Raw genomic sequence first — 23,303 nt, forward strand, 5'->3', positions numbered from 1 at the left:
ATGCGTGCCATTTACCCTTGCGGGACTGGTTGTGTTGGGAAACGATTAGCCGGAAGCCGATATGGAGAACGGAAAGCGCACGGGATAAAAAACTTGTCCATGCATAGCCGGACGTAGCGCCCCTTACTCCGCAGAGGTGAAATGGCTTTTGCATCATTTTGTCAATGTAATGCCCATTATTTTCATCTAAATCTTATGGCTTTTTGTTAAGACACAATAGAACACACTCGTAACTTCAAGACATTTTTGGCAAAATATGCTTATCTTTGAAAGAGCTCTAGGGAGAGTTGTGTATGAATGGTAGCCAAACCAAAAACGCAGCGCTTACAACCGCTTTAGCATTTCATTACCAGGTCTTGATAGGACTTGATAAGTGTTTTTCACTACAAGATGAGCAATCCATTTGGTTTGAAAAAGATGGCGATATCAGTCTTGTTAGCAATAAGATTGATGAATCTACACAGACAGAGGCGAAGAACTATGCGGCACCTCTGACAGATCATCATGAAAATTTGTGGAATACATTGAAGAACTGGCTCGATGCCCACTTCAAGCATGAAAATTATGGTTTTTTGATCCTACATACTACTCAAGCTTTTGGCTCTACAACCCGGCTAGCAAAATGGAATTATTGTTCTCCAGAAGATCGACTTCAAATTCTTAAAGATATATTTTCAGAGCGTTCTAAAGAAGAGTTAGAATCAGACAAGCCCAAAAACATTGTCAAATTGCAGAAAGCAGTGATGGAATCTCCATCCAAAAAATTGATGGACATAATTAAGAAGATGTCAATTTTCACTGAAGCTGATGACCTCAAAGCTTTGAAGAATAAAATTCTAAAGCGCCCAATTGGCATACCAAAATATAATTTAGAACGCTATTTAGAGTGTCTTGTTGGATTTGTTTATGAACAGGCCAATAACTCCTCATGGGAAATCAGCAGTAAATTATTCAATGCAAAATGTGAAGAACTCACTTCACTACTTCATAAAAAAGAGTTTACTTTCCCACCATTCAATGGTTATGAACCAACCGACCTTGAGATAGAAAAATATCAGGACAAACTTTTTGTTAAGAAAATCATAGACATCGAACATCATGCTATGATCCCTGATGCTATAGGTAACTGGGTTGAATTACAAAACTCATTGATTGAAGAACTTGATGAATATCCATTATATGCAAAAAAAAACCAAGGCATATCAAAAACAGATTGTGAAACGTTTTATTATTAATTATTCTTCGGCACAGCTAAATATAAAAGACCAACTGAAAGATTCAAAAATATTATATAATAATACAATTAATGAAATTCCATTTAACATGGGAAATGAAACCCCACCAATTGAATATAAAAACGGACTCATCCATGATGCAATGGACGATGATGATAAAAATATTAAATGGAAGATTGAGCTATGAGTAGCATTATCGATTCATTATATCTATTGAAGTACAACCCTTTTAGATTTAGCGAGTATTTAATCTCATTTTATTCCTCAATAAATCAAGTGGAACATAATTTAATACTCGCGCCAATTGTCATTCCGCTATGTACTCATTCAATATTTGAAAGTAGGCTTCAAGGCGCTATTTTTGGGGAAAACAAAAAAAGCACTATGTGGTCAATATTTAATGATAAAGCCAAGTTTTATGATCTACAAGAACGAATTGAAGAATTTAGATATATCACAGCGCAAAGCATTCAGTATTGTCTAATTAACGACTGGCTAATAATAGACACCGAGAACCTTACATTATATAGTGAAAAAAATCAGAATAAATCAATAACATCACAAAAAAGTGCCATAAATTTGGCAAAATTATTTAGCAGCCATTCAGTAATGGAAATATTCGACTTCTTGGGAGTACAACCACAATGAATACATTAATCCATGAAATGGGCGTCATTGACAAAATAGGAAATAAACATCCAGTTTATTTCAAAGAAGGACTTAATATTGTAACAGGTAAATCATCTACCGGGAAAAGTGCATTAATAGAGATATTTGATTATTGCTTTGGTAGTGATGAATATACTGTTCCTAAGGGAGTGATTACAGATAGCGCAGCCGTTTACTATATTTTCATAAAGATAGACAAACAAAATATAGTAATGGCGAGGTGTCCTGATATTAATAACAAGGCTTTTTTTAGAAGGGAGGAGCATTATTCTACGGAAATAATCAATGCTGATTACTTTGTTACGAATCTTTATATCGACATAGAAAGATATAAAAAATTCATTACTGGTTTTTTTCTGGACATAGACGATGTCGATATCTCATTAACGGCTAAGTCTAATCGGAAGTTTAATCGTAAGGCACCTACTCCATCTATTAGGAGTTTTACCTCCTTTATGCTGCAACATCAAAACCTTGTGGCTAACAAACATGCATTATTCTATCGATTTGATGAAAAAGAAAAAAGGGATCAAGTTATAGAACATACAAAGATTTTTCTCGGTTTAGTCGACCAAGAATTTTTTATTCAATCGCAAGAAAAGGAAAGACTAACCTTAGAGTTAAATAAACTACTTCGAGAAAAAGAAAATAATTCACGTGTCTCTACGAAGCAAAAACAACGCCTTTCCCCCGTGCTTAATCAATTGTATGCTTTAATGGGTTTTGAAAGCGAACCAATCTCATTAAATGTAATTCTGCTCAATCCACGTGATGCAAAAGAAAAATTAGACAAAATAATAATTCCTGAGAAAATAAATTATAACTCCAATGCAACCACTGAGCTTTATAACAACTTAAAAAAACAGCTTAACTTAAAAATTTCAGAATTAAGAAAACTCCAAAGGCAAGCATCTTCCATTGCTAAAAATATAGAAGAAGAAAAACGTTTATTTGTTAATGGTCGCAAATTGAAATGGGAAGATAAAATACAGGTAGCTTCTTCTGTTTGTCCATTCTGCCATACTCAAAACAATGAGTTATTACATAGTGCAAAAAAATTACAGGATGCAATTACTAAAGTAGTTCATAATCTTTCTCATATTAAACCTATAAAGGCAAAATTTGAATCATCGTTAGTTGAAGTAAAACGAAAAATTGAAGAATTAAAAAATGAGATAACACCGCTAAATGAACAAATCTTAGTTATAGAAACATCAGAGAAACAAATATCTGCGCAAAAAAGTCTATATGAGAACATCCTTATAATAAAGGCAAGATTATTTATGTTATTGGAAGGAATAAGTTTAGGGGATGATATTGAACTAGACAGGAACATTAAAAATGTTAAAAATGATATTTATAAAATAGATGAAAAATTAAAAGGTTATGATATAAAAAAAGGAATTGAAAATGCAAATACAGAAGTAAATAACTACATGAATACAATAGGCAAAAACTTTGAGTTTGAAGAAAGTTACAAGCCAATTAACTTGCACTTTTCCTTTGAGACTTTCGACCTTTATCATTTAACTGAGAAAAATGAAAAAATTTATTTAAGATCTATGGGAAGTGGTGCCAATTGGTTATATAGTCACATTAGTTTATTTTTAGCTCTACATCGTTTTTTCGCTGAGCTGGGAAATCAATGTTCGATCCCATCAATATTATTCTTAGATCAACCAACTCAAGTCTATTTCCCAAATTTTAGACGAGACGAATCGGTAACATTTAATGAAACAAAAGCAGCAGAAAGGATTGACCGAGGAAAAAACGAACGAGACCTAGATGACGATATTAAGGCTGTGGAAAATTTATTCAGCCAGTTATCTTCTTATTGTAATGAAATTAAGATCGCTAATGGATTCTCACCTCAAATAATTGTTACGGACCATGCAGATGATCTAATCCTATCCAATGGAACTGAATTTGAATCATTAGTCAATGGAAATCGATGGCGCAGTAGAGGTTTAATTGACCCAGTACCAAACGTAGATGTGTCTACAGAGTAGCTATGTCAATAACTGACATTGAATCGCCACGGATAATCTAGACACTTCCGAGTCGTTGATGGACTGACCCCACGGCCGTAGACAAATTCTGTCCTCACGACGAGGCCTGTTCAAAGGCCTCCGGACTGACACCGCCGAGATGATTGTGGCGCTGGGCCCGGTTGTAGAACACTTCAATGTAATCGAAGATATCCGTCCGGGCCAGATCCAGGGTTTTATAGATGTGTTTCCCGATCCTGGAGCAAAGTCTGCTCGGCATCGTGTGAATTAATCTCTGACATTGCATCTCCCCTCCAATGGGGTACATTATCAGAAATCTTTGCCTGTTGGTGATTGAAAAAATCTGAGCTGCTTCCCATTGATTGGCGCGACTGAAACTGAACGGGAAGAGATTGACGCCATTTTGCAAGATACGTGGGAAAGCGCTGACGATGGATTCTTTCAATAAGCCGATTTCGAATCGGGAAAATCTTGACGTTATCATAACTGATTGATCGGGAGAAACACCGTGGGCCTATATGAGAAGTGGTGTGAGTCCATTAAAGAAAATGACGAACGCAAGTATTACTGGACGTATGTCGAGAAGGACGGCGGCCGCGATGATATCCGCGAGGACCTTGCTGAGACCATTCGCTCGCACTACGACCGACTTGAACGCATCGCCGATGACGTAGGGCGACTAGGATACAAGGTTGCTGCCAAGATCCTCAGCGAGGCAATGCCTAATACCCCCAAGGGCCGCTCTGGCGACCTCGGCGAAATCCTTGCGACTGAACTAGTGGAGGAAGAAATCGGTCTGCGGGTACCCGTGCGCCGGCTCCGATACAAGGACGGCCGTAACATGGCCATGCGCGGCGATGACTTCATCGCCGCGGGCTACCAAGGCAATAAGCTCTGGCTACTGAAAGGTGAAGCTAAAAGTAACCAGAAGCTTGGCAAAACCACGGTCATCGCCGCCCGCAAGGTCCTAGACCGCGACAATGGCCGCTGCACGCCTGACTCGCTGCTGTTCGTCGCCAATCGCCTGTTGGAGAGCAACGACGCTGGCGATAACTCACTAGGTCGCGACCTTCGCGACGAAGTGGGTCTTAAGTCCATGCAAGCCGATCGCATCGACCACATGCTCTTCACCGTGTCGGGTAACGGCCCTCACGCTTCCCTGAAAGAGAACCTTGAAGCCGCTGGAGTCAACAGGGACCACTACGTCGTGAACATTCACATCGAAGACCATCAGGATTTCATTGCGGCAATGTACTTAGAGGCGGAAGCTCTTGGAGACGACTGAAGAATTAAGCACCTTCCTGACGGCCGCTACAGTTGACGGTATTCTCGGGCGCCTCCTCTATCGCGGTGCAGCTTGGTCGTTGATGCGCAAGGATGGCGTATTGCCGCAAAACGCTCCGCCGCTTGGCGCAACCATCGAAACAGATCTTGCCGAGCACGGTTTTGCCCTGCTTCGAGGCGCAATGGCACTGCGGGCTCAGGCTGGTGCTTCGAAACTCACTGGCAAGGCCTTTGAGCGCGCAGCCAACGCCTTCGAAGCCCTGGTGCGTAATGGTAATCCAGAGTCGCCTGATCGCGGATTCCGCCGCACCATTGCTGCTGCAGCCTACCATCTAGCCGGTTTCTCGGCCGTCGCCTTTTCAATCTTCAACGAGACAGAGGAAGACCTTAACGTCTCACCCGGCGAAATAGCGATCCGACACCTTATACTGCGCGATCTCGATCAACTTCGCCGCTTCGTCCGCAACTGGTTGGATGACGGGGCTCACGGCGATGAGCAGATCGCGGCGGCGCTGCAGGGCGAAGACACTGACGTCGACGAAGTGCTGTCGACAATTCTCAATACGACGATCTGCCGTGCCTTGGCATTTTTTGACTTCGCGCTTGAAACGGGTGAAGTCGAGCCGATCGAAGCCGCACGAGGGCTCCTTACCACCGCTGTCGGGCTTGCCGACAATGCTGAGAACGTCCCTCTGTGGTGGATCTCGAACCTCTGCCGTCACCTGATCGACGACCTGTGGCAACATTCACTACACCAGAATTTGCCGACTGAGCCACCTGAGGGTGCGGAGGAAAAATATCCCGACCTACGGCGGTTGTTTATATCTTCACTTTACGCCCGCAAGACCTCAGAGGTGGAGCTATGGCCATCGCAGCGCGAAGCCGCCCAGCGCTCCACAGACGTCACAGACGATCTGGTCGTCGCCCTGCCGACCAGCGCGGGCAAAACACGAGTAGCAGAGATTGCCGTGTTAATGACCCTATCCTCCGCACGCCGGGTGCTAATCGTCACACCGCTGCGCGCTCTTTCGGCCCAGACCGAACGATCTTTCAGGAAGACCTTCGCGCCACTAGGGTTTAGTGTCTCTTCTCTTTACGGCGCCAGCGGCCTTTCGGCCGGTGATGAAGACGCCCTCCGCACACGGGAGATCATCATTGCGACGCCCGAAAAACTCGACTTCGCTCTGAGAAGCGACCAGACGCTGATTGACGATGTCGGCCTGATCGTCCTCGACGAAGGCCACATGATCGGTCCTAGTGAGCGCGAAATCCGCTATGAGACGCTCGTGCAGCGCCTACTTCGGCGCACGGATGCGGCAGAGCGCCGAATAGTTTGCCTTTCCGCGATCCTGCCAAGCGGCGACGAACTCGACGACCTTACCGCATGGATTCGTTCCGACGAACCCGGGGAGCCTGTGCGTTCCGACTGGCGCCCAACGCGCCAGAGATTCGGCGCACTTACCTGGCGAGGTAAGGACGCGTTGCTACGGCTCGATCTAGACGACGATGGCCCCTTCCTTGACAAATTCGTCGCGGAAAAACCAGCGCTAGGGAAGGAGAAGAAGCCCTATCCACGCAAGAACTCGCACCTCGCTCTGTTCGCGGCATGGGAGTTCGCGAGCCAGGGCAAGCGCACCTTGATCTTCTCTACCCAAGCGAACTGGGTCGAGAGCTACGGCAAACAAGTCGTGGACCTCTGCAAGCGAGGCTATCTGGACTCGTTGCTGGAAGACGAGGCTCCGATCGCCCGCGCCCTGGAAGTCGGCAAGGAATGGTTGGGCGAGGATCACCCAGCCGTGGCCAGCCTGAAGGTGGGGGTTGCCATTCATCACGGCCGACTGCCGAGCCCGTTCCTACGCGAACTGGAACTGCTCCTATCCGAAGGAACGCTAAAGGTCATTGTCGCTTCGCCGACGCTCTCGCAGGGCCTCAATCTCAACGCTGCCGTGCTGCTCGTGCCCGCGCTATATCGCGCCTCAGAGAAGATCAAAGGTGAGGAGTTCGCGAACGTGGCTGGCCGCGCCGGACGTGCATTCGTCGATGTCGAGGGGCTGATCGTCCATGTCATGTTCGACAAAATCAAATGGCGAAAGAAAGAATGGAGGGAACTGGTCGCCTCTGCCAAGGCCAGGACGCTTAAAAGCGGCCTTATCCAGATCGTTGCCGAAATCCTTAAGCGTCTATCGCGCGAGGGGGTCCTGGATCGAGATGATGCCTGGGAATATCTCGCCAACGCCCGCGAGGCTTGGAGGTCACCTGACGAAGAAGCAGGGGTGGCAGAACGACTGGCCGCCGCAGTGGAATACGACGCTACCACCGACGATGAAGACGAGACGGACGACGAGGAGGAAACCATCGACGAGGAGCCCCTGTCTCAGCTCGTCGAACGCCTCGACGCCACCGTATTCGGTCTGATCGAAGCCCTAGACGTTGATCGCGCCGATCTACCTAAGCTTCTAGACGAGGCGCTCAGGGGGTCACTCTGGGCTCGCCAAATTGCTCGGGAGGACGAGGATGTCGCTTCCCTGCACCGGAAGGTATTCGAAGCACGCGCTGGTCTCATCTGGAAAGCCACCACCACCCCAACGCGACGCGGGCATTTCGCGATGGGAGTCGGGCTCGAAGCTGGCCTCCTCATCGACGCTATGGCGGACGAGCTGGCCGAACTCATCGACAGGGCAGACAGTGCAGCGTTGAGCGGCGACATCAACGAACTCGCCGATGCTCTCGGCGGACTCGGCGAACGCCTGCTGTTCATGCGGCCTTTCATCCCTGACAAGGCGAACGCGCTGCCGCCGAACTGGAAAGCTATCCTACGTAGTTGGGTGTCCGGGGAAGAAGTCTCCAAGATCGGACCACAGAACATGCGGGCGGTCGAAGATGCCTTCACCTATCGGCTAGTCTGGGCGCTAGAAGCCGTCCGCACCCGGCGCATGTCCTTCGGCTGGTCGCCGGATACGGTGGCGGGCGGTGCTGCGGCTGCGGTAGAAACCGGTGTCCCCCAATTAATGATGGCGATGCTGATCCGCGCAGGCCTGCCGTCACGGCGTGCGGCAATGGCGGCCATCGAAGATGCTGAGCCAGTCTTCGTCACGCCCGCAGAAATGCGGGCCTGGCTTGAATCCGACGAGATTACGGCCAAAACCGACGCAGGCAACTGGCCAACACCCGACACCTCCGCGTTATGGGCCCGCTTCCGAACCGAAGCTCTCAGCGGAGGCATCCAGAAATGGTCCGTCGAACGCTACAAGCGCCTACTCGATACCGAGCCCTCCCCGCCCGCTGGCCTCTATCGAATCGTCACCGACGAAGGGGACGCGCGGACTTGGCTGGCAACCCCCGACTATCAGCGGATCGCCGTCTTCAAGAAGCCAGTGGTTGATCCCAAGCCCAGCCTATTCTCGGGACGGTTGCCGGGCAAAACCCGGCTAGTGGATGCTCTACGCGTCGGCCGCGGAAAGTTGCGTTGGCCGGCTGCCGACGCCTAAAAGGGAACGGTCAAGATGCTGTCTGCGTGGATCTACGACCAGAAGCGCGTACCTGTCGCGACTGTGGCGACGTGCTAGCCGAAACGACGCTCTACGAGATGGAACGCCGCGGCGAGTTTCCGCGTCGCTTCAATCTGACGCGACGCTACGTAGTGTGGGTCTTAGCCGAAGTAGAAGCGTGGATCGAGGAACGCAAACAATCCTCGCGCTCCGGCAGCAGATCAACATGGCCAGACGTCACACTACGAAGGACTCGTCCCGTCAATGGGCTCATTGCAGTACCAGATAACAGCACCTAACTTCTGTTGCTGGGCCCAGACGTTCCGAACCGACGGCCATACTCTTTCGCCCCAAGTGCCATCACCTCAACGTCATGTTCGTTCACGTCGATAGCGTTCTTTACGCTAAGCTCCCGCTTTAGGATTGCAAGCTCTGGAATAAGCTTCGGCTCAGCCCCTCCATTAAATATCGCGGGAAGAAGCAAATACGCGCGTGACTGCCTGTAAATATCAAGAAAGCGGCTCAGGTTGACATCAGTTTCTGCATGCATGGTTTGCATACGTGATGCCATCATGAAGATCTTGCCTGACGTTTCGCCCTCATCATTAGAAAGCCTAGAAGTGATAAGAACACGGTAATGCGCCGGATGTTCAACGGAGATTCCACGCAGAATCGCCAAGTAAATTTCGTCCTGCTTATCGACCGTTCCTAGACGTTCACGCCAACGTGAAAAGATCTTCCTGGCGGCATCCTCGTGCTTAAACATGAGCGCAACCGCTGGAGGATACGAGGGCCCCCAATGAGTAAAAGCAGTTCCGTTCCAACCTGCTTGATCCCAAAGATGAACATCTATAACTGAGCGAACACCCAGATCGCGATGATCGCTTGTTAGGGACGGGGCACTTCGTTTTCCTACCATCGAGCAACTTTCTTGATCCTCAACCGTGTCTAATAAACGGCGGGTGATTACGGGACGCGACGGCTCAAGAGTGAACTCCGATATCGCCATCTGCGTCCAATCACTGAGCTTCGATAGCCCTTCCTTGAATACGCGTTGCCGACTATTGCCGACAATTACGACCATGCTGATGCGGTCAAGCACCGCCTCATTACCGAAGAGATGTTCGATCGTTTTTCGCATATCCTCTACGTAGCAAGTGGCAGCAAAAATTGCAGCGGCCAATCCGATCAGCATCTTCTGGACGTCGGCTTGTCGGGCAAATGTAGCGGGTTTCAGTCCAGTCGGCCAGCGAACTATCGCCGTCATTTCATCAGTATTGATCGTGTATTCAGGTGCCAGCACTTCAGAACTATCATGAAGTGAGATAGTGAAGTTCTCTGTATGCGCTGCGGCGCCGCTTTCGATTGCGGTTGCAAAAAATGCTTCAACTGAACCTATTACTGCTTCTGCGGCAAGAATTAAGACATCGGAGCACGGGTGAAAGACTGCCACACGAATGCCTTGCACTCTTGAGACAAGACACTGCGAGTCTGCCTCATTAAAGATGACAGGAGCATGCAGGTTGCTAGATGCTGGTTGGCTAGCAAGCAAAGTAAATAACTCGGCCACATTCTCTGGCGTCTCTTCTTGCGGTATTGATCCCTCCCGACGAAGTTCAGCTTCATGGCCGAGCGCGTAAATCAGCGAGTTTCGACTCTGTTGCAGACCGAGTCCACCAAGAACGTCAGGTAATCGTACAACGTGTTGAAGTTCTTCCGCTGTGAAATTTAGGATTTGGCTCGCCAGGATAAGGTCTAACTCCGTAAGTCGCTTCGCGACACGCTCTTTTGATGAGTCGTCGAGCGGAAGCATCGCCGTACAACTTCGAACTAACCGAACAGCTTCGAGAGCGTCTGGAAGATGCCGAAGTTCGACAGCAATCCAAGCGAGGGCCATGATCATGGGTACGATCGAAGCCGAAAGGTCACTGTCCTCCTCGGCTTCGATGAACATCGAAGCCATTGCAAAAATGCATGTAGCCCGCGCAGCCCAGAGCAATCCGGCACTACGATAAGCAAACGTAAGCAGTTGCAGCGCTTCGATCAGAGAGTCGGCATATTCTTTTTTTGTGAGTTGCCGCGCGGCTTTGCCCAGTAAACGAATCATTTCGAAGTTATCTTCGAAATCGAGTTGTTGCGCTCGTTTGAGAAGCACTAACGCACCCTGAGCCTCACCGGTACGCTCAGAAACAAACGCCGCCACCTCGTCAACCAGTTGGACATAACCACTGTCCTTACCAGCGACGAGCCCGAACACCTCAATCATTTTAGTCAAACGCTCAGCAGAAAACTCACCGAGACCTCTCGCACGCTTGACGACATCCGAAAACTGAGGCCATAGAGATCTCAGTTTTTCATTGTCTTTTTTGAGTATCGCCTGATTGACTTCTATGACGAGTAACGACGACAGGGCCTCCAATGCATTATTTGGACGTTCTTTATTCTCAGCAATTAGCTTTAACCTCTCGGTCAATCTAGATACTCGCTCTTCAAGCTTAGCCTCGTCGACCGTCAAATGCTGATGAATGACCGAGTTGAATAGCAATTGTACGAGATTACAAAGAAACTCAAGGTTTATGGCGTGATCCGTGTCAATCACCAGATTCGCGAACGCGTCGTACCTTCCATTCAAATACGCGATGTCATCGAACCACCAAAAGGCGGTCCAGATGGACTCGTAGTGCGCTTCCAACTTCTGGCGATAAGTTCCATCTTGTTCAGCGAGTCGAATTGCACGAGCAAACCGACCATCCGTCTCGATTCGTGAGAGCTCTAGATTGCGCGACAACTTAGCTGCCACCAGAGATTCCGTAACTCGTTGCATTTCCATCCCGGAAAATGCCTCCGGATTGCCGAGCGTTTTCTCGATGTCTTCAAGTTGCTGCAAGCGGGAGTAATCCGTGGGCCCCAGACGCCTTGAGCCTACAACCTCCTGCCCTACACCAAGGTAATTAAAGGCGAGGTCCTTACGATCATTACTGACGACCTGATCAACAATCCAACTCCGGTCAAGAATAGTGATGGCCACACCGTACTGTTTCGTAAGTTCATCCTCGACGCGAGCGCGATCCTTCGCACGAGCGAACTGCGCGGTTACACAATAAACTTTCTGATAGCCGCGATGCGTCGCCACAATACCTGCGACGTCATTGCGAACTTTCTCCGCCCACTTTCTCTTGGCACTGAAAGCGAATGCCCAACGTTCCTGGGCGGCATTTGCGTCACCCACATACGTGAGAGTAGCAATCTCGTCGGCAATCGGAATAGTTTCTGAATCGGCTTTGCTGTCTCCTCCTCCCTCCGGACCGGTAGCAGGCTTCAAGTTTGGGCAGATCGTGCGTTCGCACAACTTGCGACAAAATATTTCAAAGTCATGGGTCTGGTTGCGCGATGTAATACTATTGAGATGGTACTCAAGTACCGGGGCATCGAGTTGATATGCTGTGCGGTCGCTGGTGTCCGAGTAAAATTCAGGGCGCAGTTCGCGCATGAATTTTGATGGCATCACCCCTTTGTCTTGTTCTCTTTCAGCCATTCATTGCCTCTTAAATACGAGTTCCGCCATCGTATACATGCGAAGAAAATGTTCGAATGTCGCCATGCACTTCTACGTCAAGCGTGGACCTCTACCGCCCCTAAACTAATGCTTCCAACTCGCTGTAAGCCGAGCGCGACAAGCGCTGTCCTTCCTTTGCCAGATTCACCTGCAAGGCTATTTGCGCCACGCCTAACACGCCTTTGCCTAACGAATTGCGGCCCTTGGCCTGTAACCAGGTCAGCACGTCCGCTAGATGCCAGATCGACGCGCTTCCCTCATGTACGAGTGCAGGGAAACTGCCTGGATGCGCAAGCATCAGTTTGCGCATGTTCTGCCGTGACATGCCTATGATGTCGGCTACATCGGTCAAGCCGACCCAATCGGGCGCCACTTCGATTGTAAGCGCACCCATTTTAGTTCCACGCACTTTTGTTCCGGTTTTTCAGCCATCAGCCGGTACTCTTCCGGCGTCAAGTTATTCAGGGATTCATAAGGTCGCTCGCTGTTATATTCTGTCAGCCAGCGCTCTGTAATTTCCCGTGCTTCATTCAGGGTCCTGAACAGATAAAAATCCAGTATCTCTGTCCGGTAGGTCCGGTTAAAACGTTCGATAAAGGCATTCTGCGTTGGTTTACCCGGTTTAATAAACGCCATCATCACCCCATGCTCTTCAGCCCATTGCGCCAGAGCCAGTGAGACTAATTCCGGCCCGTTATCCATCCTAATCTTCAGCGGGTATCCGCGGTTTGCCACTATTCTGTCCAGAACCCGGACGACACGCTGAGCCGGGATATTTAGGTCGATTTCTATTGCGAGGGCCTCGCGGTTAAAATCATCCACCACGTTGAAGGTCCGGAAGCGTCTGCCGCACACCAGCGCATCGTGCATAAAATCGATGGACCAGTTCTGGTTCATCGCTTCCGGCGTCGCCAGCGGAGCCGGATTACGTACCGGCAGGCGCTGTTTTCCCTAACGGCGAAAATTCAGTTTCAGCAGGCAGAAAATACGGTGAACTCTTTTATGGTTCCAGCTATTGCCCTGACTGCGAATTACCTGAAACAGCTTTTTAAATCCGTATCGCGGATAGCGTTCAGCCGCCACGGTCAGCGCCATAATCACCGGCTCATCACGTCGCGTATCCGGCGGATAACGAAATACCGTCCTGCTCAGCGACAATTTCCTGCAGGCCTGGCGTAAGCTCATGGCAAACTGCTCAGTCAGATAGCTGACCAGCTCACGCTTTATCGCTGGTTTTAAAGTTTTTTTTCGATGACGTCTTTAAGTGCCCGGCATTCAAGGCTGAGATCAGCAAACATTTGTTTGAGGCGACGGTTTTCATCTTCCAGATCTTTCACCTTTTTGATATCAGAGGCTTCCATTCCGCAGAACTTCGCTTTCCAGTTGTAATACGAGGCCTCAGTGATCCCGGCTTCGCGGCAGACATCCTTGACGGTACGTCCGGCTTAGACGGACTTCAGAACGGCAATGATCTGGTGTCCGGTGAAACGGGTTTTACGCATGGCGATCTCCTCAGGGACATAGTCAGTATGCCGGAAGTTCTACAAAAGTGAATGGTTCGTTTTAGCGGGATACTTAATGACGCCGCGTTCGAAAATTGGAATGAATGGAAATAGTTAGGAATCGGGCCTGGCGTCGCCACCACATATCTCGGTTAAAATCCAAGAGAAAAACATATCGAACTGCGGTAGCTAAAACACCGAAAATTGTAGGTAAAATTTACCAAACACCTTGTTCAGGTTCTTGTTATATTTGAGGTAATCAACGAATCAACCATGGCGAAAACATGTAAGAACGCTGTGCAAAGTCACGGCACACTGATTAATTTAGATTAAGCATTTAAGAAGATTGTCAGGCTAGTTTTGACCCCAGCATATCTCCAAGCTGGAGAGAATGGCATCTAGGTATCTTTAGTCTTGACAACCCCCTACAACATAGGCCAAAAGCTGTGTAGTAGGGGGGTATCTCAACGGAAAGACTCAGACGAATCTCGCCAAGCATAACCCCCATGCATAGGGCAATCATACCTGTTAGCGCTGGTGTGTGCGGCTGCCAACAGCCATTAAGGGTGCCTGATGCGCTCTCTTTCAGTATACAGCATTGCTAAGTTTCGCGTCCAGTTCCTTTGCAAAATCAAAGTCATTCCATTTAGTAAACCAATATTCATTTAATGAGATAATTCTTTTCACATACGATTTATCAATACCATAACGAGAAAGCAAAGCTTTTTTAAAAGAAACAGGTATGTATGGACAAGCAATTAGATCCAACGTTAAGTGAACCAGTTCAGACTCATTTAGAAGAGTATCAATCTTCATGCTATAAATATTTTCAATATGAAGCAAAAGATGTTTCCTGACTCCATCATATCTCTTTTTGTCACTCATATAAAATAATAGAGAAGTAATAGAAAAGTAATTCAGGTTATCATCAAATGAGTAGATGCCGCCATCAAAACCGATATTAAAATACTTCATCAAGCTTTTTTCGCCTAGCCAATAATATTTACCAAGCTGCCTGATAAGCACCAACAAATACAAAGTTTCGATAGGTGTTGTTTTATCGACAGAATATTTATCTAAAATAGAACACGAGTTATCGAATATACACTTAAATATAATATGTTGATATTCCTCGCCTAGTTTTTGATCTTTAATAAACATAATTACTTGCTGAATTATTCTGCATAATTTTATGGTGCTATTCACTTTAGGGGCAACTGCGTATATAAAATATGTAAAATTCACCACAGATACAATAGCATTAATTAGTTGACGGTCACTACTTTCCTCTTTTGATAGTTCCTTATAATCTTTAAAAAGTGTCTTGATTTTCCTTTCAATTATAGACAATGAATAGTTTAAGATATCCGAATATGTTATGCCTGATACGGAAAGTATCGATTTAAAGTCGGTAGATAAACTGTTTTGATGTATATAGACATTACCTTTCTTTGAATCTTCGTCAAGAGAACCACTGTCAGTAATGACATAAGATATTCTTTCAGATATCAAGTTCGCTATTTTCTTCTTGGCAATAGTTATTGGCGTTATTATTGGACGGGAAAACTTCTCTTCTTTATATTTATTCAAACTCAGCTTGTAAGTTTTTAGGTTTGTTTGCGTACTTATTCTAATCTTATTAAACACATCATCGTCATTATAAAAAATGAAATAGTCATCAACATAGCGGTATATTTGGTAATCCCCCCCAAGAACTAAACCGTCTTTATTAAGATCACTGATGATATTGTTATCCACTGACTGCATTATTATCTCCGCAAAAATTCTAGATAATTCTGGACCAATTATTATGCCATTTGTTTCGTTGTAGTTCGACCTCTGCATTAATTGATCAAATTTAAAAGGGAATGTCGATTTTGTCTTATTTAACTGTTGTTTTGCATAATTTTTTTGCAAAACAGCCCATGAAATTGAATGGGTGTAAATTGAATCAAAACAGTTCGACACATCTAATTTGGACAGGAAATTAAAACGTTTTTCACACCAATGATGATCTTCAGACTCATAAAACTCAAAAATATTACGATATTTCTTATAAACAAAAAAAGATTTTAAATTTTCATAATCCTGGCCTTCAACCTCAATACTTAAATCTTCTTTCTCAAAACTTTCAATAAGAGACTTGGAATCGATGTAAGTACAACCAGCGACTCTTTTTGCTGATCTGAGGCTAAATGGGCTAACATTAGAATAATATGTTATTAAATCTTTATAATTTCTATAAAAATCAACACCTAATAACTGCCCCTTAGGATGCATTAGAGACAAGTACCTGTATTCTTTATGTTTATGCGAAATTGGAAAAGTAAAGGCAATACTAGGTAGTTTAGCATGCTCGATATTTGTTTTAGTATAACTAATTCCATCAATAACTGTTTCAATTGTTGCAGTGTCCTTTTCAAGACCCAATAAAAGTAGAATTAAACTATTTAAACAGTCATCTCTCTTTAACCATATAAAATTCAATCCATCGTGTTTTAATTGATACTTAACAATAAAGTTGTAGAAATGCCTATTTGAAAAAATAATAGGAACTTCATATGGTAAAAAATCGGAAAGAACTACTCGCTCTATAGGGAAATTTATAGATAATGCTTTTTTAGACATGTGACCATCCCTTAGATATATTGCTGAACTCGATGAAACTAAATTTCCTGAAAACTTTATTTTCGAACCCTTTATAAAAAGATAATCTATTAATTCTTTTTTTTAGTTTCCGATCTTGCAATCCATTTATTTTATTAGACAAATAAGCATCTAATCCACTTAAGTCAGATAAATCAGTTATGAATCGATTGCTAAAATATATGCCCACAAAAGCTTTTGACTTACTATTATAAAGCCGAGTATTTCCGGTAAGAAACTTCATTCTAAGCAAAATATTTTTTGCTGCTCTCTTCGGTGTTTTACTAACACTCTGATTATATTCATCAAATGCTTTATCAATTCGACCTCTAATTTTTTGAACTTTATTAGAACTCATTTTGATACTACAACCTCCACCTGTTAACTGAAATTTATAACCTAGATACTCAAAGTTTTTATTAGATTGTGTAAATAAGTCCAATTCTTTTGTTTTATTATTAAGACACAAGCCACGATCATTTATAATATTAGTGATTTTGGGAAGATAGTCATCTGTATTCCCAACTTTATTTGGCGAAAATATTACTATCAAATCATCTACAAATCGTTCATAATAGGTAAGATCAGGTAAGGTTCTTATTTTATCATCTACAACACTCATATATAACTCAGACAAATACGAACTTATGCCTACACCACGAGGCACCCCTTTATCTAATCCAGTTAAAGCCTGATATTTTCTAATTAACTGAGTAATCACCCGACGTGGAGGAACAGATAATTTAGGTGATGAATGTAATATATCTAATAAAGACTTGTGATTTATAGATTCATAAAAACTTTCAACATCGGCCCTAATAATATACTTTGGACTCATTTCCTTAGCCAAAGCGCTTAGGCGACTGATAATCAGATCCCTATTATTTGATTTTATTGTATATAACGTACTTAAAATATATTTTATTTGCCGAGACACAAATAGTGCTTCAACTGAATTTCCAATTGAATATACTCTTTTATTTTTCACTTGTTGTGGCAATAATGTCAAAGGTAAAGCGTATCCTTTTACACTGACATTGCTTGCAATAACCTTCAATTTTCCATTTACTTCATTATTATATTGCTCTTTCCTTAGTTTAATGTGCGCATTAATTATGCTTTTCTTTTCATCAAATTTCGCAACGCTAATCTGACCACTTTTAAGTTTTTTTGCGTGCCAATAAATAAAACCTTTTAACCTTGTAATTTTCTTCCTAATTTTATAAGCATCAGGAAAGTGTTCAACTTCTATAGCACCTTTATTTTTCCTATCTAGGTCGTATATTCTTCTAAAATTTTTTGTTGAAAAAGACTGGTCAATCATTTTCACTCTCCTTTATGACCAATATTATGAAAAATTTTTCTACCATGATTATCATCGTTTTTCACCGTCAGAACGTTCCCAGTCAATCTTTATCAACTGTGTATTAAGTTGATGTTCTGTAATTCCATGTTTGTGTGCATTGTATTGACAGATCACAAATTGCTGTTTGAACCCCCGGTTCTCTTCCTTAAGCTCTTCGACTTCGTTTTCTAGATTCACGATCCTATCAGCAGCAATGTTCAAACTAGCTGGACGCGGATTTTTGGGCTCCAGGCCTCTAAGCGCCTCTTTCTTCGTTTGATAGGCAGCCACTATTGCCTCATGTGCATTGAGGGACTGTCTTGAAGGCAATTTTCCGATCAAAGGCTCTGCCGACTCACAGATTGCTAACCAAGTTAGTTTTAGTTCCTGCCCCCCTCGAATCAGGTTCACTATGGTGTTAATATCTTTATTTACCAGATGATTAGCCACAACTATCTCCTAACAAATTTGTCACAGCTTCGTTGCTTTTATTGCCTTTTTGCACAATGGTATCAATATACTTTTATCGGCAACACATCGAAGCTGGCTAAAATCCTTTCCTCGAAGCTTTATCTGGGTACCATTCTCAATGTATGAATTCTCTAAGTTAGCGACTAACTCACGAAGCCGGGTGACAGTTTTCTTGTAGTACTGATACCAGCGATTCGCTCCCATCTCATCACTTTTCACCGAAGCATCAGCAAGCAAAAACAGTCGCTCCGACTTCACGAGACGTTTCTTGATTCGGTCCAACTTCTCACCTGCTCGGTGCAATTCACGCAATCTCGGAACTTCTCGCAGGGACTCATGATGTAATCATGCACAAAGTAGCCACACTCCCTCACATGGACTGCGGCATGCTCTAAGGTATTGAACTCCAGCATAGTCACAGGAAGGTGCTTTAGCACTGTGACCTGTCTGCTGCTAATTAACCCAGTCTCCAGTATAAGGCCCGGTACCCGCTCAAACTTTCTCACATTATTGGTCACCTTTGCGGCGCCGGCGGCAATGACGTGCGCGGCGATCGCCGTGTCGTTGGGGCCGATACTGACTCGAAAGCAAAGCGGAAATCATCAAATCACATGATTCTGGCACAATATTCGTAACCAATAAGTGCATACCCTGAATCACTCAAAAGTGTAACTCTCAGGGCTCGAATAACTACATCAGGCACCGAGCAGACTGCCCTTGTAGATATGATCATTGTAACGATCACCAAATGCACGAGACCGCTCAAATCAGTTTTATATAACCAGCTTCGATTGGTGGTCATTCTGGTGGTCTTGACAGAAAGGGGATTCTGATTTAGCTTACTTATTAGCCAGTTACTGGCGAAGGCGATCCCAGTCAGAGGAGCCAATTTCCTGTTTTCATGCATCTTTGCGAATCCTTATCTGATGTTGATTCAAGAGGTTAGCGTGAAAACTCTTCCCGGTGCATTTTGATTTTACCCTCCGCATCGGGAAAACCTGGTGGTCAGATTTGGGGTCAAGTTGGTTCGATGACGGAGTGCCCCCCAAATGTCTCTTAACGACTCAAAAATCCGCAACTTAAAACCATCCGCAAAACCCTTCAAAGTTTCTGATTCTCACGGTCTGTACCTGCTGGTTAATCCAGGCGGTTCACGTCTCTGGTATCTCAAATATCGTATTAATAGAAAAGAATCTCGTCTCGGCTTGGGTTCCTATCCCGCAGTATCTTTGGCCGATGCTCGACAGCAACGTGACGGTATCCGCAAGATGCTGGCGCTGAACATCAATCCCGCAAAGCAACGTGCCGCTGAACGCGGAGCCTGCACACCGGAGAAGTTGTTTAAAACCGTGGTGCTGGCGTGGCATAAAAGCAATAAGAAATGGTCGCAGAACACTGCCGACCGTCTGCTTGCCAGCCTGAACAGGCATATCTGCCCGTTACGGAGCTTAAACCCCGGCATTTCATTGACCTGCTGAAAGGGATTGAGGAATAAGGCCTGCTTGAAGTTGCGTCCCGCACGCGGCAGCACCTCAGCAATATCATGCGTCATGCAGTTTATCAGGGGTTAATCGACAGCAACCCGGCGGCAAACCTTGACGGTGTGACGGCTCCTCCCGTCAGACGGCATTATCCTGCCCTGCCCCTGGAGCGGCTGCCTGAACTGATTGAACGCATTGAGGCATATCACCAGGGACGGAAACTCACCCGGCTGGCTGTCCTGCTGACGCTGCATCTGTTCATCCGTTCCAGTGAACTGCGCTTTGCCCGCTGGTCAGAGATTGATTTCAGACACCGGCTCTGGACCATACCCGCCACACGTGAAGCTATTACCGGTGTGCGTTATTCCGGGCGTGGTGCCAAAATGCGCACGCCGCATATTGTTCCCCTCTCAGAACAGGCCATCGCCATTCTGAAACGGATTAAGGAAATATCCGATGCTTATGAACTGGTCTTCCCCGGCGACCATAACCCGTACAGGCCGATGAGCGAAAACGCGGTCAATAAAGCACTGCGCCTGATGGGATACAACACGAAACAGGATATCTGCGGTCATGGCTTTCGGGCAATGGCATGCAGTGCCCTGATGGAATCCGGTTTATGGTCGCAGGATGCGGTGGAACGCCAGATGAGTCATCAGGAGCGCAACACCGTGCGTCTGGCTTACATTCATAAGGCTGAGCATCTGGAAGCCCGTAAGGCGATGATGCAGTGGTGGTCAGATTATCTGAATACGTGCTGTGAATATTACGTCCCGCCCTATATTCAGTGCCGGGAAAAGCGCGATACCGCCGCCTGAATTTGTTCTTCGGGATAGCGGTTCTTGTTCATCGGCACCATCTTCGTTCAGAAGAGTCATTATCATGCCGGAATTCTGTTTCTAAATGGAGCAGGATTTCGGGTAAGGGTCAAGCTTATTAGCCAGTTACAGGGAAAGGCTATGCCAGTCAGATGAGCCAAATTTAGAAGAACCTGCTTTTGTAGCAGGTTGCCGCGATGACCGTCTGAATGCGCTCCGCTGACCAGACAGGTGACTCATCTCTGCCCCGGACCAGTGCCGAAGCTTTGTTTCTGTGTATGAAAACCTCTCGTTGCGCCTGGCCGTTTCTGGTGCTATGTATTGAGGGGCAGTTGTTCAATGGGCACAGGACACAAACTAACCGGTATTTCGGTGGCACGGGTCTACTCAGGGCTGAATTCGTCTGATTACAGTCTGCTCCATCAGGCCCTGATATCACATGCAGCCACCCTGACTCCCGTTACAGGCAAATGCAGAATTACGAGGACAGGTATAATGATTAATCAGCTTCGTCTTTATACAATAAACCCGGATTTACGTGATAAATTTCTGGCAAGATTTGAAAAACACGCTGCCAGAATCATGAGAGATAAGTATGGTTTTAATATACTGGCTATGTGGTTATCCGGTGAAAGTGCCAGACTCCGGTTTATATACCTGCTTTCATGGACAGACAAAACAGCCATGAACAACTCATGGGCAGAATTTATGGCAGATGAAGAATGGCGCACGATTAAAAAACAATTCTGGGAAACCACGCCTGAACCCGTGTTATCTATAGAGGATATTGTGCTGGAAGCGGCTGGGTTTTCATCTCCATTATAAACATTAATGAAACAATCTGTACAGTATGAAAATTACTTTCAGACTGATTCAGAGAATGGAAACCCCCATACGTCCGATGAGAAACAGTAATAGTATCAGGAAAAAAACTCTGATAAACCCACTGCCATACCGCAAGGCTAAAAATACGCCCGTAATCGCCCCTGCAACATTACAAATACCGACTATACCTCCGGTTATCCACAACACATTTCCTGACGGCACAAAAAAAAGCAGTGCAGCAGTAAAAGTCCCAAGATTTATTAATTTGGCTGATGCAGAAGCATTCAGAAAATCAAAACCAAAATATTTAACAAAGGCAAACAATAAAAGACTTCCGCTGCCTGCTCCGAATATACCATCATAGAATCCGATAAAAGCGCCTAACACTATCCCCAACAGTATCTCTTTCAGACCAATCCTGATATCAGTATGTAGTCGTCCCAGATCTTTTTTTATGAACGTATAGACTGCCATAATAATAAGGACTACAAAAACCAGATATTCCATAAACTCTCGTGGTATAAGAGAGACAGTGTATGCGCCAGCGAATGAAAAAACAAATGCAGCGCCCATTGTCGGAATAATAAGCTTCCATATAATCTTTACCCTGCGGAGATAACCTGAGACAGAAAATGCGTTCCCGAGCAGAACTGCCAGTTTGTTGGTGCCAAAAATAGTTGCCAGACTGGAGCCAGGTAGCGCATGAATAAGCGCAGGAATTTGAACAAGCCCTCCACCACCAACAGCAGCATCGATCAGACCACCACAGAAAGCGAAGCCTCCCAGAGCAAAAAGAGAAATATCAACATTCATAACTTATTACAGTCCCCCGCAAAAGCAATAAAGACATATTTTAAACTTATTTCTCTTGTAACACCTGAGGCATCATTACCTGCCCCATAACAGGCAACGAACAATAGGATAGCCAGTTCCGTATTTCAGTGAGTCAGAACGTTTTGTAATGCAGAAAAAGCCACGCCAACTCTCCTGTTATAATCAAGCATGACATGTTTAAGTCGTTCTGTATCGAATGACAGCCCCGCGATACGGCCAAAGGCTTGTAACGCGGCCAGCGCATGCAAGCCATGCCTGTTTTCCACCTCCCCGGCATGGCCCATGACATAACCTTTGGCGTTACGCAGAGTTTTAGTGTCCTCATTTAACGACGCATTGAAGGACAATAATTTCCCCTCTATAAACTGAGCAAGAAAATTGTATTCGCGTCCGTTCCAGAGTTCAGAAGCGACAGAGACCATCATGGCATCCATGACAGACTGCAGATATTCAGGAGAACGCATTGCAGACTTATGTTTTGCAATGCCAGTATTGTAGAGGAAATCAGAGAATTCATTACACTCATTGATTTTATATTGATCATCAACCCAGGCTGCGGCCCTGAAAGCATTTGTCATATATTTATACATTCCGTCATGCCCCTTCTGGCCAAGTCCAAAGTCATCTTTTGTTACTTCATGCATATGAGCCAGAACGTTATGATAGATAGCCTGATCTTCATGTGAAATATAAAGTGCATCAGCGGACAGGCGCATGATTATTTTTCCGGATACCAGGCTTGTCGTTTTGTGCGTTTCATTCCAGCCGTTAAAGAAGCTGAGGACACCGGGATCAACTTTATCCTTTTGCAGAAAGGCAAAAGAAGTCCCTTCCGCATAAGCCAGTGCCTCCTGGGTTATCTCATGACAAAGAACTTCATACATCATATTCTGAATGTCTTTGACATGATCAATATGCACGGGCACGGGTGACCTGCGAACATCTCCGGCTATCCAGCGACCAGGAATTTTTAACATTGCGATATGTTCAGGCAAACCATCGATGAATATCTCACCCAGTTCCTGCATAGAATAAGATTTTTTCGATATGTCATCACAGCCTTGCAAAGATAAGGAAGTCATATATTCACCTCTGTTATTCACGGACTGAAAGTATTTAAAGACTCCTGAACCATTCATT

At 45.3% G+C, this 23,303-nt stretch carries 16 protein-coding genes and 5 pseudogenes; 11 read left to right on the top strand and 10 right to left on the bottom strand.

All coding sequences use genetic code 11. The features are described from left to right. Window positions 1-293: 293 nt before the first annotated feature. Genes FN037_RS03055 through FN037_RS03065 form a run of 4 tightly spaced genes read left to right on the top strand, consistent with a single transcriptional unit; the run spans window position 294 to window position 3,913 of the window. Window positions 294-1,235 (top strand): hypothetical protein, encoded by a 942-nt coding sequence (locus FN037_RS03055; protein ID WP_221887616.1) that lies wholly within the window; start codon window positions 294-296, stop codon window positions 1,233-1,235. Beyond that, window positions 1,216-1,422 (top strand): hypothetical protein, encoded by a 207-nt coding sequence (locus FN037_RS24425; protein ID WP_221887617.1) that lies wholly within the window; start codon window positions 1,216-1,218, stop codon window positions 1,420-1,422. The genes FN037_RS03055 and FN037_RS24425 overlap by 20 nt, the downstream gene beginning before the upstream one ends. Further along, window positions 1,419-1,883, top strand: coding sequence for a three component ABC system middle component (locus FN037_RS03060; protein WP_142501515.1), 465 nt, complete (start codon window positions 1,419-1,421; stop codon window positions 1,881-1,883). The genes FN037_RS24425 and FN037_RS03060 overlap by 4 nt, the downstream gene beginning before the upstream one ends. After that, window positions 1,880-3,913 (top strand): DUF3732 domain-containing protein, encoded by a 2,034-nt coding sequence (locus FN037_RS03065; RefSeq protein ID WP_142501516.1) that lies wholly within the window; start codon window positions 1,880-1,882, stop codon window positions 3,911-3,913. Before FN037_RS03060 ends, FN037_RS03065 begins: the two co-directional genes overlap by 4 nt. Before the next feature lie 94 nt (window positions 3,914-4,007). Here FN037_RS03065 and FN037_RS03070 read toward each other — a convergent pair. Next, window positions 4,008-4,151 (bottom strand): annotated as a pseudogene (locus FN037_RS03070) (IS3 family transposase); the annotation flags it as partial. 120 nt (window positions 4,152-4,271) lie between these two features. Here FN037_RS03070 and FN037_RS03075 point away from each other — a divergent pair. The 4 genes from FN037_RS03075 (at window position 4,272) to FN037_RS03090 (ending at window position 8,984) form a co-directional block, all read left to right on the top strand. Next, entirely contained in the window at window positions 4,272-4,361 is a 90-nt protein-coding gene (locus FN037_RS03075; RefSeq protein ID WP_409513726.1) for a DinI-like family protein, read from the top strand. A 60-nt stretch (window positions 4,362-4,421) separates the two neighbouring features. After that, entirely contained in the window at window positions 4,422-5,198 is a 777-nt protein-coding gene (locus FN037_RS03080) for a Hachiman antiphage defense system protein HamA (protein WP_142501517.1), read from the top strand. Continuing rightward, a complete protein-coding gene (locus FN037_RS03085; RefSeq protein WP_142501518.1) occupies window positions 5,185-8,685 on the top strand; it encodes a DEAD/DEAH box helicase in 3,501 nt (1,166 codons plus the stop codon). Before FN037_RS03080 ends, FN037_RS03085 begins: the two co-directional genes overlap by 14 nt. Before the next feature lie 71 nt (window positions 8,686-8,756). Then, on the top strand, window positions 8,757-8,984 hold the full coding sequence (locus tag FN037_RS03090; protein WP_260607793.1) for a helix-turn-helix transcriptional regulator: 228 nt from the start codon (window positions 8,757-8,759) through the stop codon (window positions 8,982-8,984). Here the strand turns inward: FN037_RS03090 and FN037_RS03095 are convergent. The 7 genes and pseudogenes from FN037_RS03095 to FN037_RS03130 all read right to left on the bottom strand — a co-directional run. Next, window positions 8,981-12,220, bottom strand: coding sequence for a tetratricopeptide repeat protein (locus tag FN037_RS03095; RefSeq protein WP_142501519.1), 3,240 nt, complete (start codon window positions 12,218-12,220; stop codon window positions 8,981-8,983). The genes FN037_RS03090 and FN037_RS03095 overlap by 4 nt on opposite strands. Window positions 12,221-12,320: 100 nt before the next feature. Beyond that, the gene (locus tag FN037_RS03100) at window positions 12,321-12,635 is read right to left on the bottom strand and encodes a DNA-binding protein (RefSeq protein WP_142501520.1); all 315 of its coding nucleotides are present in this window, start codon (window positions 12,633-12,635) and stop codon (window positions 12,321-12,323) included. After that, a pseudogene (locus FN037_RS03105) lies at window positions 12,590-13,743 on the bottom strand (IS3 family transposase). Before FN037_RS03105 ends, FN037_RS03100 begins: the two are co-directional and overlap by 46 nt. 585 nt (window positions 13,744-14,328) lie before the next feature. Beyond that, on the bottom strand, window positions 14,329-16,371 hold the full coding sequence (drt3b, locus tag FN037_RS03110) for an antiviral reverse transcriptase Drt3b (protein ID WP_142501521.1): 2,043 nt from the start codon (window positions 16,369-16,371) through the stop codon (window positions 14,329-14,331). Beyond that, window positions 16,364-17,713, bottom strand: coding sequence for an antiviral reverse transcriptase Drt3a (drt3a, locus tag FN037_RS03115; RefSeq protein WP_142501522.1), 1,350 nt, complete (start codon window positions 17,711-17,713; stop codon window positions 16,364-16,366). Before drt3a ends, drt3b begins: the two co-directional genes overlap by 8 nt. 51 nt (window positions 17,714-17,764) lie before the next feature. After that, window positions 17,765-18,184, bottom strand: a complete 420-nt coding sequence (locus tag FN037_RS24330; protein ID WP_185929216.1) for a hypothetical protein — start codon at window positions 18,182-18,184, stop codon at window positions 17,765-17,767. A gap of 488 nt (window positions 18,185-18,672) precedes the next feature. Next, window positions 18,673-18,780: pseudogene (locus FN037_RS03130) on the bottom strand (VapC toxin family PIN domain ribonuclease); the annotation flags it as partial. A gap of 150 nt (window positions 18,781-18,930) precedes the next feature. On the opposite strand from FN037_RS03130, the pseudogene FN037_RS03140 reads away from it, so the two are divergent. The 3 genes and pseudogenes from FN037_RS03140 (at window position 18,931) to FN037_RS03150 (ending at window position 21,329) form a co-directional block, all read left to right on the top strand. Continuing rightward, window positions 18,931-19,179: pseudogene (locus tag FN037_RS03140) on the top strand (hypothetical protein). A gap of 75 nt (window positions 19,180-19,254) precedes the next feature. Further along, window positions 19,255-20,504: pseudogene (locus FN037_RS03145) on the top strand (tyrosine-type recombinase/integrase). Between the two features lie 495 nt (window positions 20,505-20,999). Continuing rightward, on the top strand, window positions 21,000-21,329 hold the full coding sequence (locus tag FN037_RS03150; RefSeq protein ID WP_171034891.1) for an NIPSNAP family protein: 330 nt from the start codon (window positions 21,000-21,002) through the stop codon (window positions 21,327-21,329). Window positions 21,330-21,377: 48 nt separating this feature from the next. Here the strand turns inward: FN037_RS03150 and FN037_RS03155 are convergent, their stop codons facing one another. Further along, window positions 21,378-22,142 (bottom strand): sulfite exporter TauE/SafE family protein, encoded by a 765-nt coding sequence (locus tag FN037_RS03155; RefSeq protein ID WP_138361516.1) that lies wholly within the window; start codon window positions 22,140-22,142, stop codon window positions 21,378-21,380. A 125-nt stretch (window positions 22,143-22,267) separates the two neighbouring features. After that, window positions 22,268-23,245, bottom strand: a complete 978-nt coding sequence (locus FN037_RS03160; RefSeq protein ID WP_142501524.1) for a hypothetical protein — start codon at window positions 23,243-23,245, stop codon at window positions 22,268-22,270. Between the last annotated feature and the right edge of the window lie 58 nt (window positions 23,246-23,303).

The organism is Klebsiella sp. 2680 (assembly GCF_900198535.1).
Lineage (GTDB): Bacteria > Pseudomonadota > Gammaproteobacteria > Enterobacterales > Enterobacteriaceae > Klebsiella > Klebsiella indica.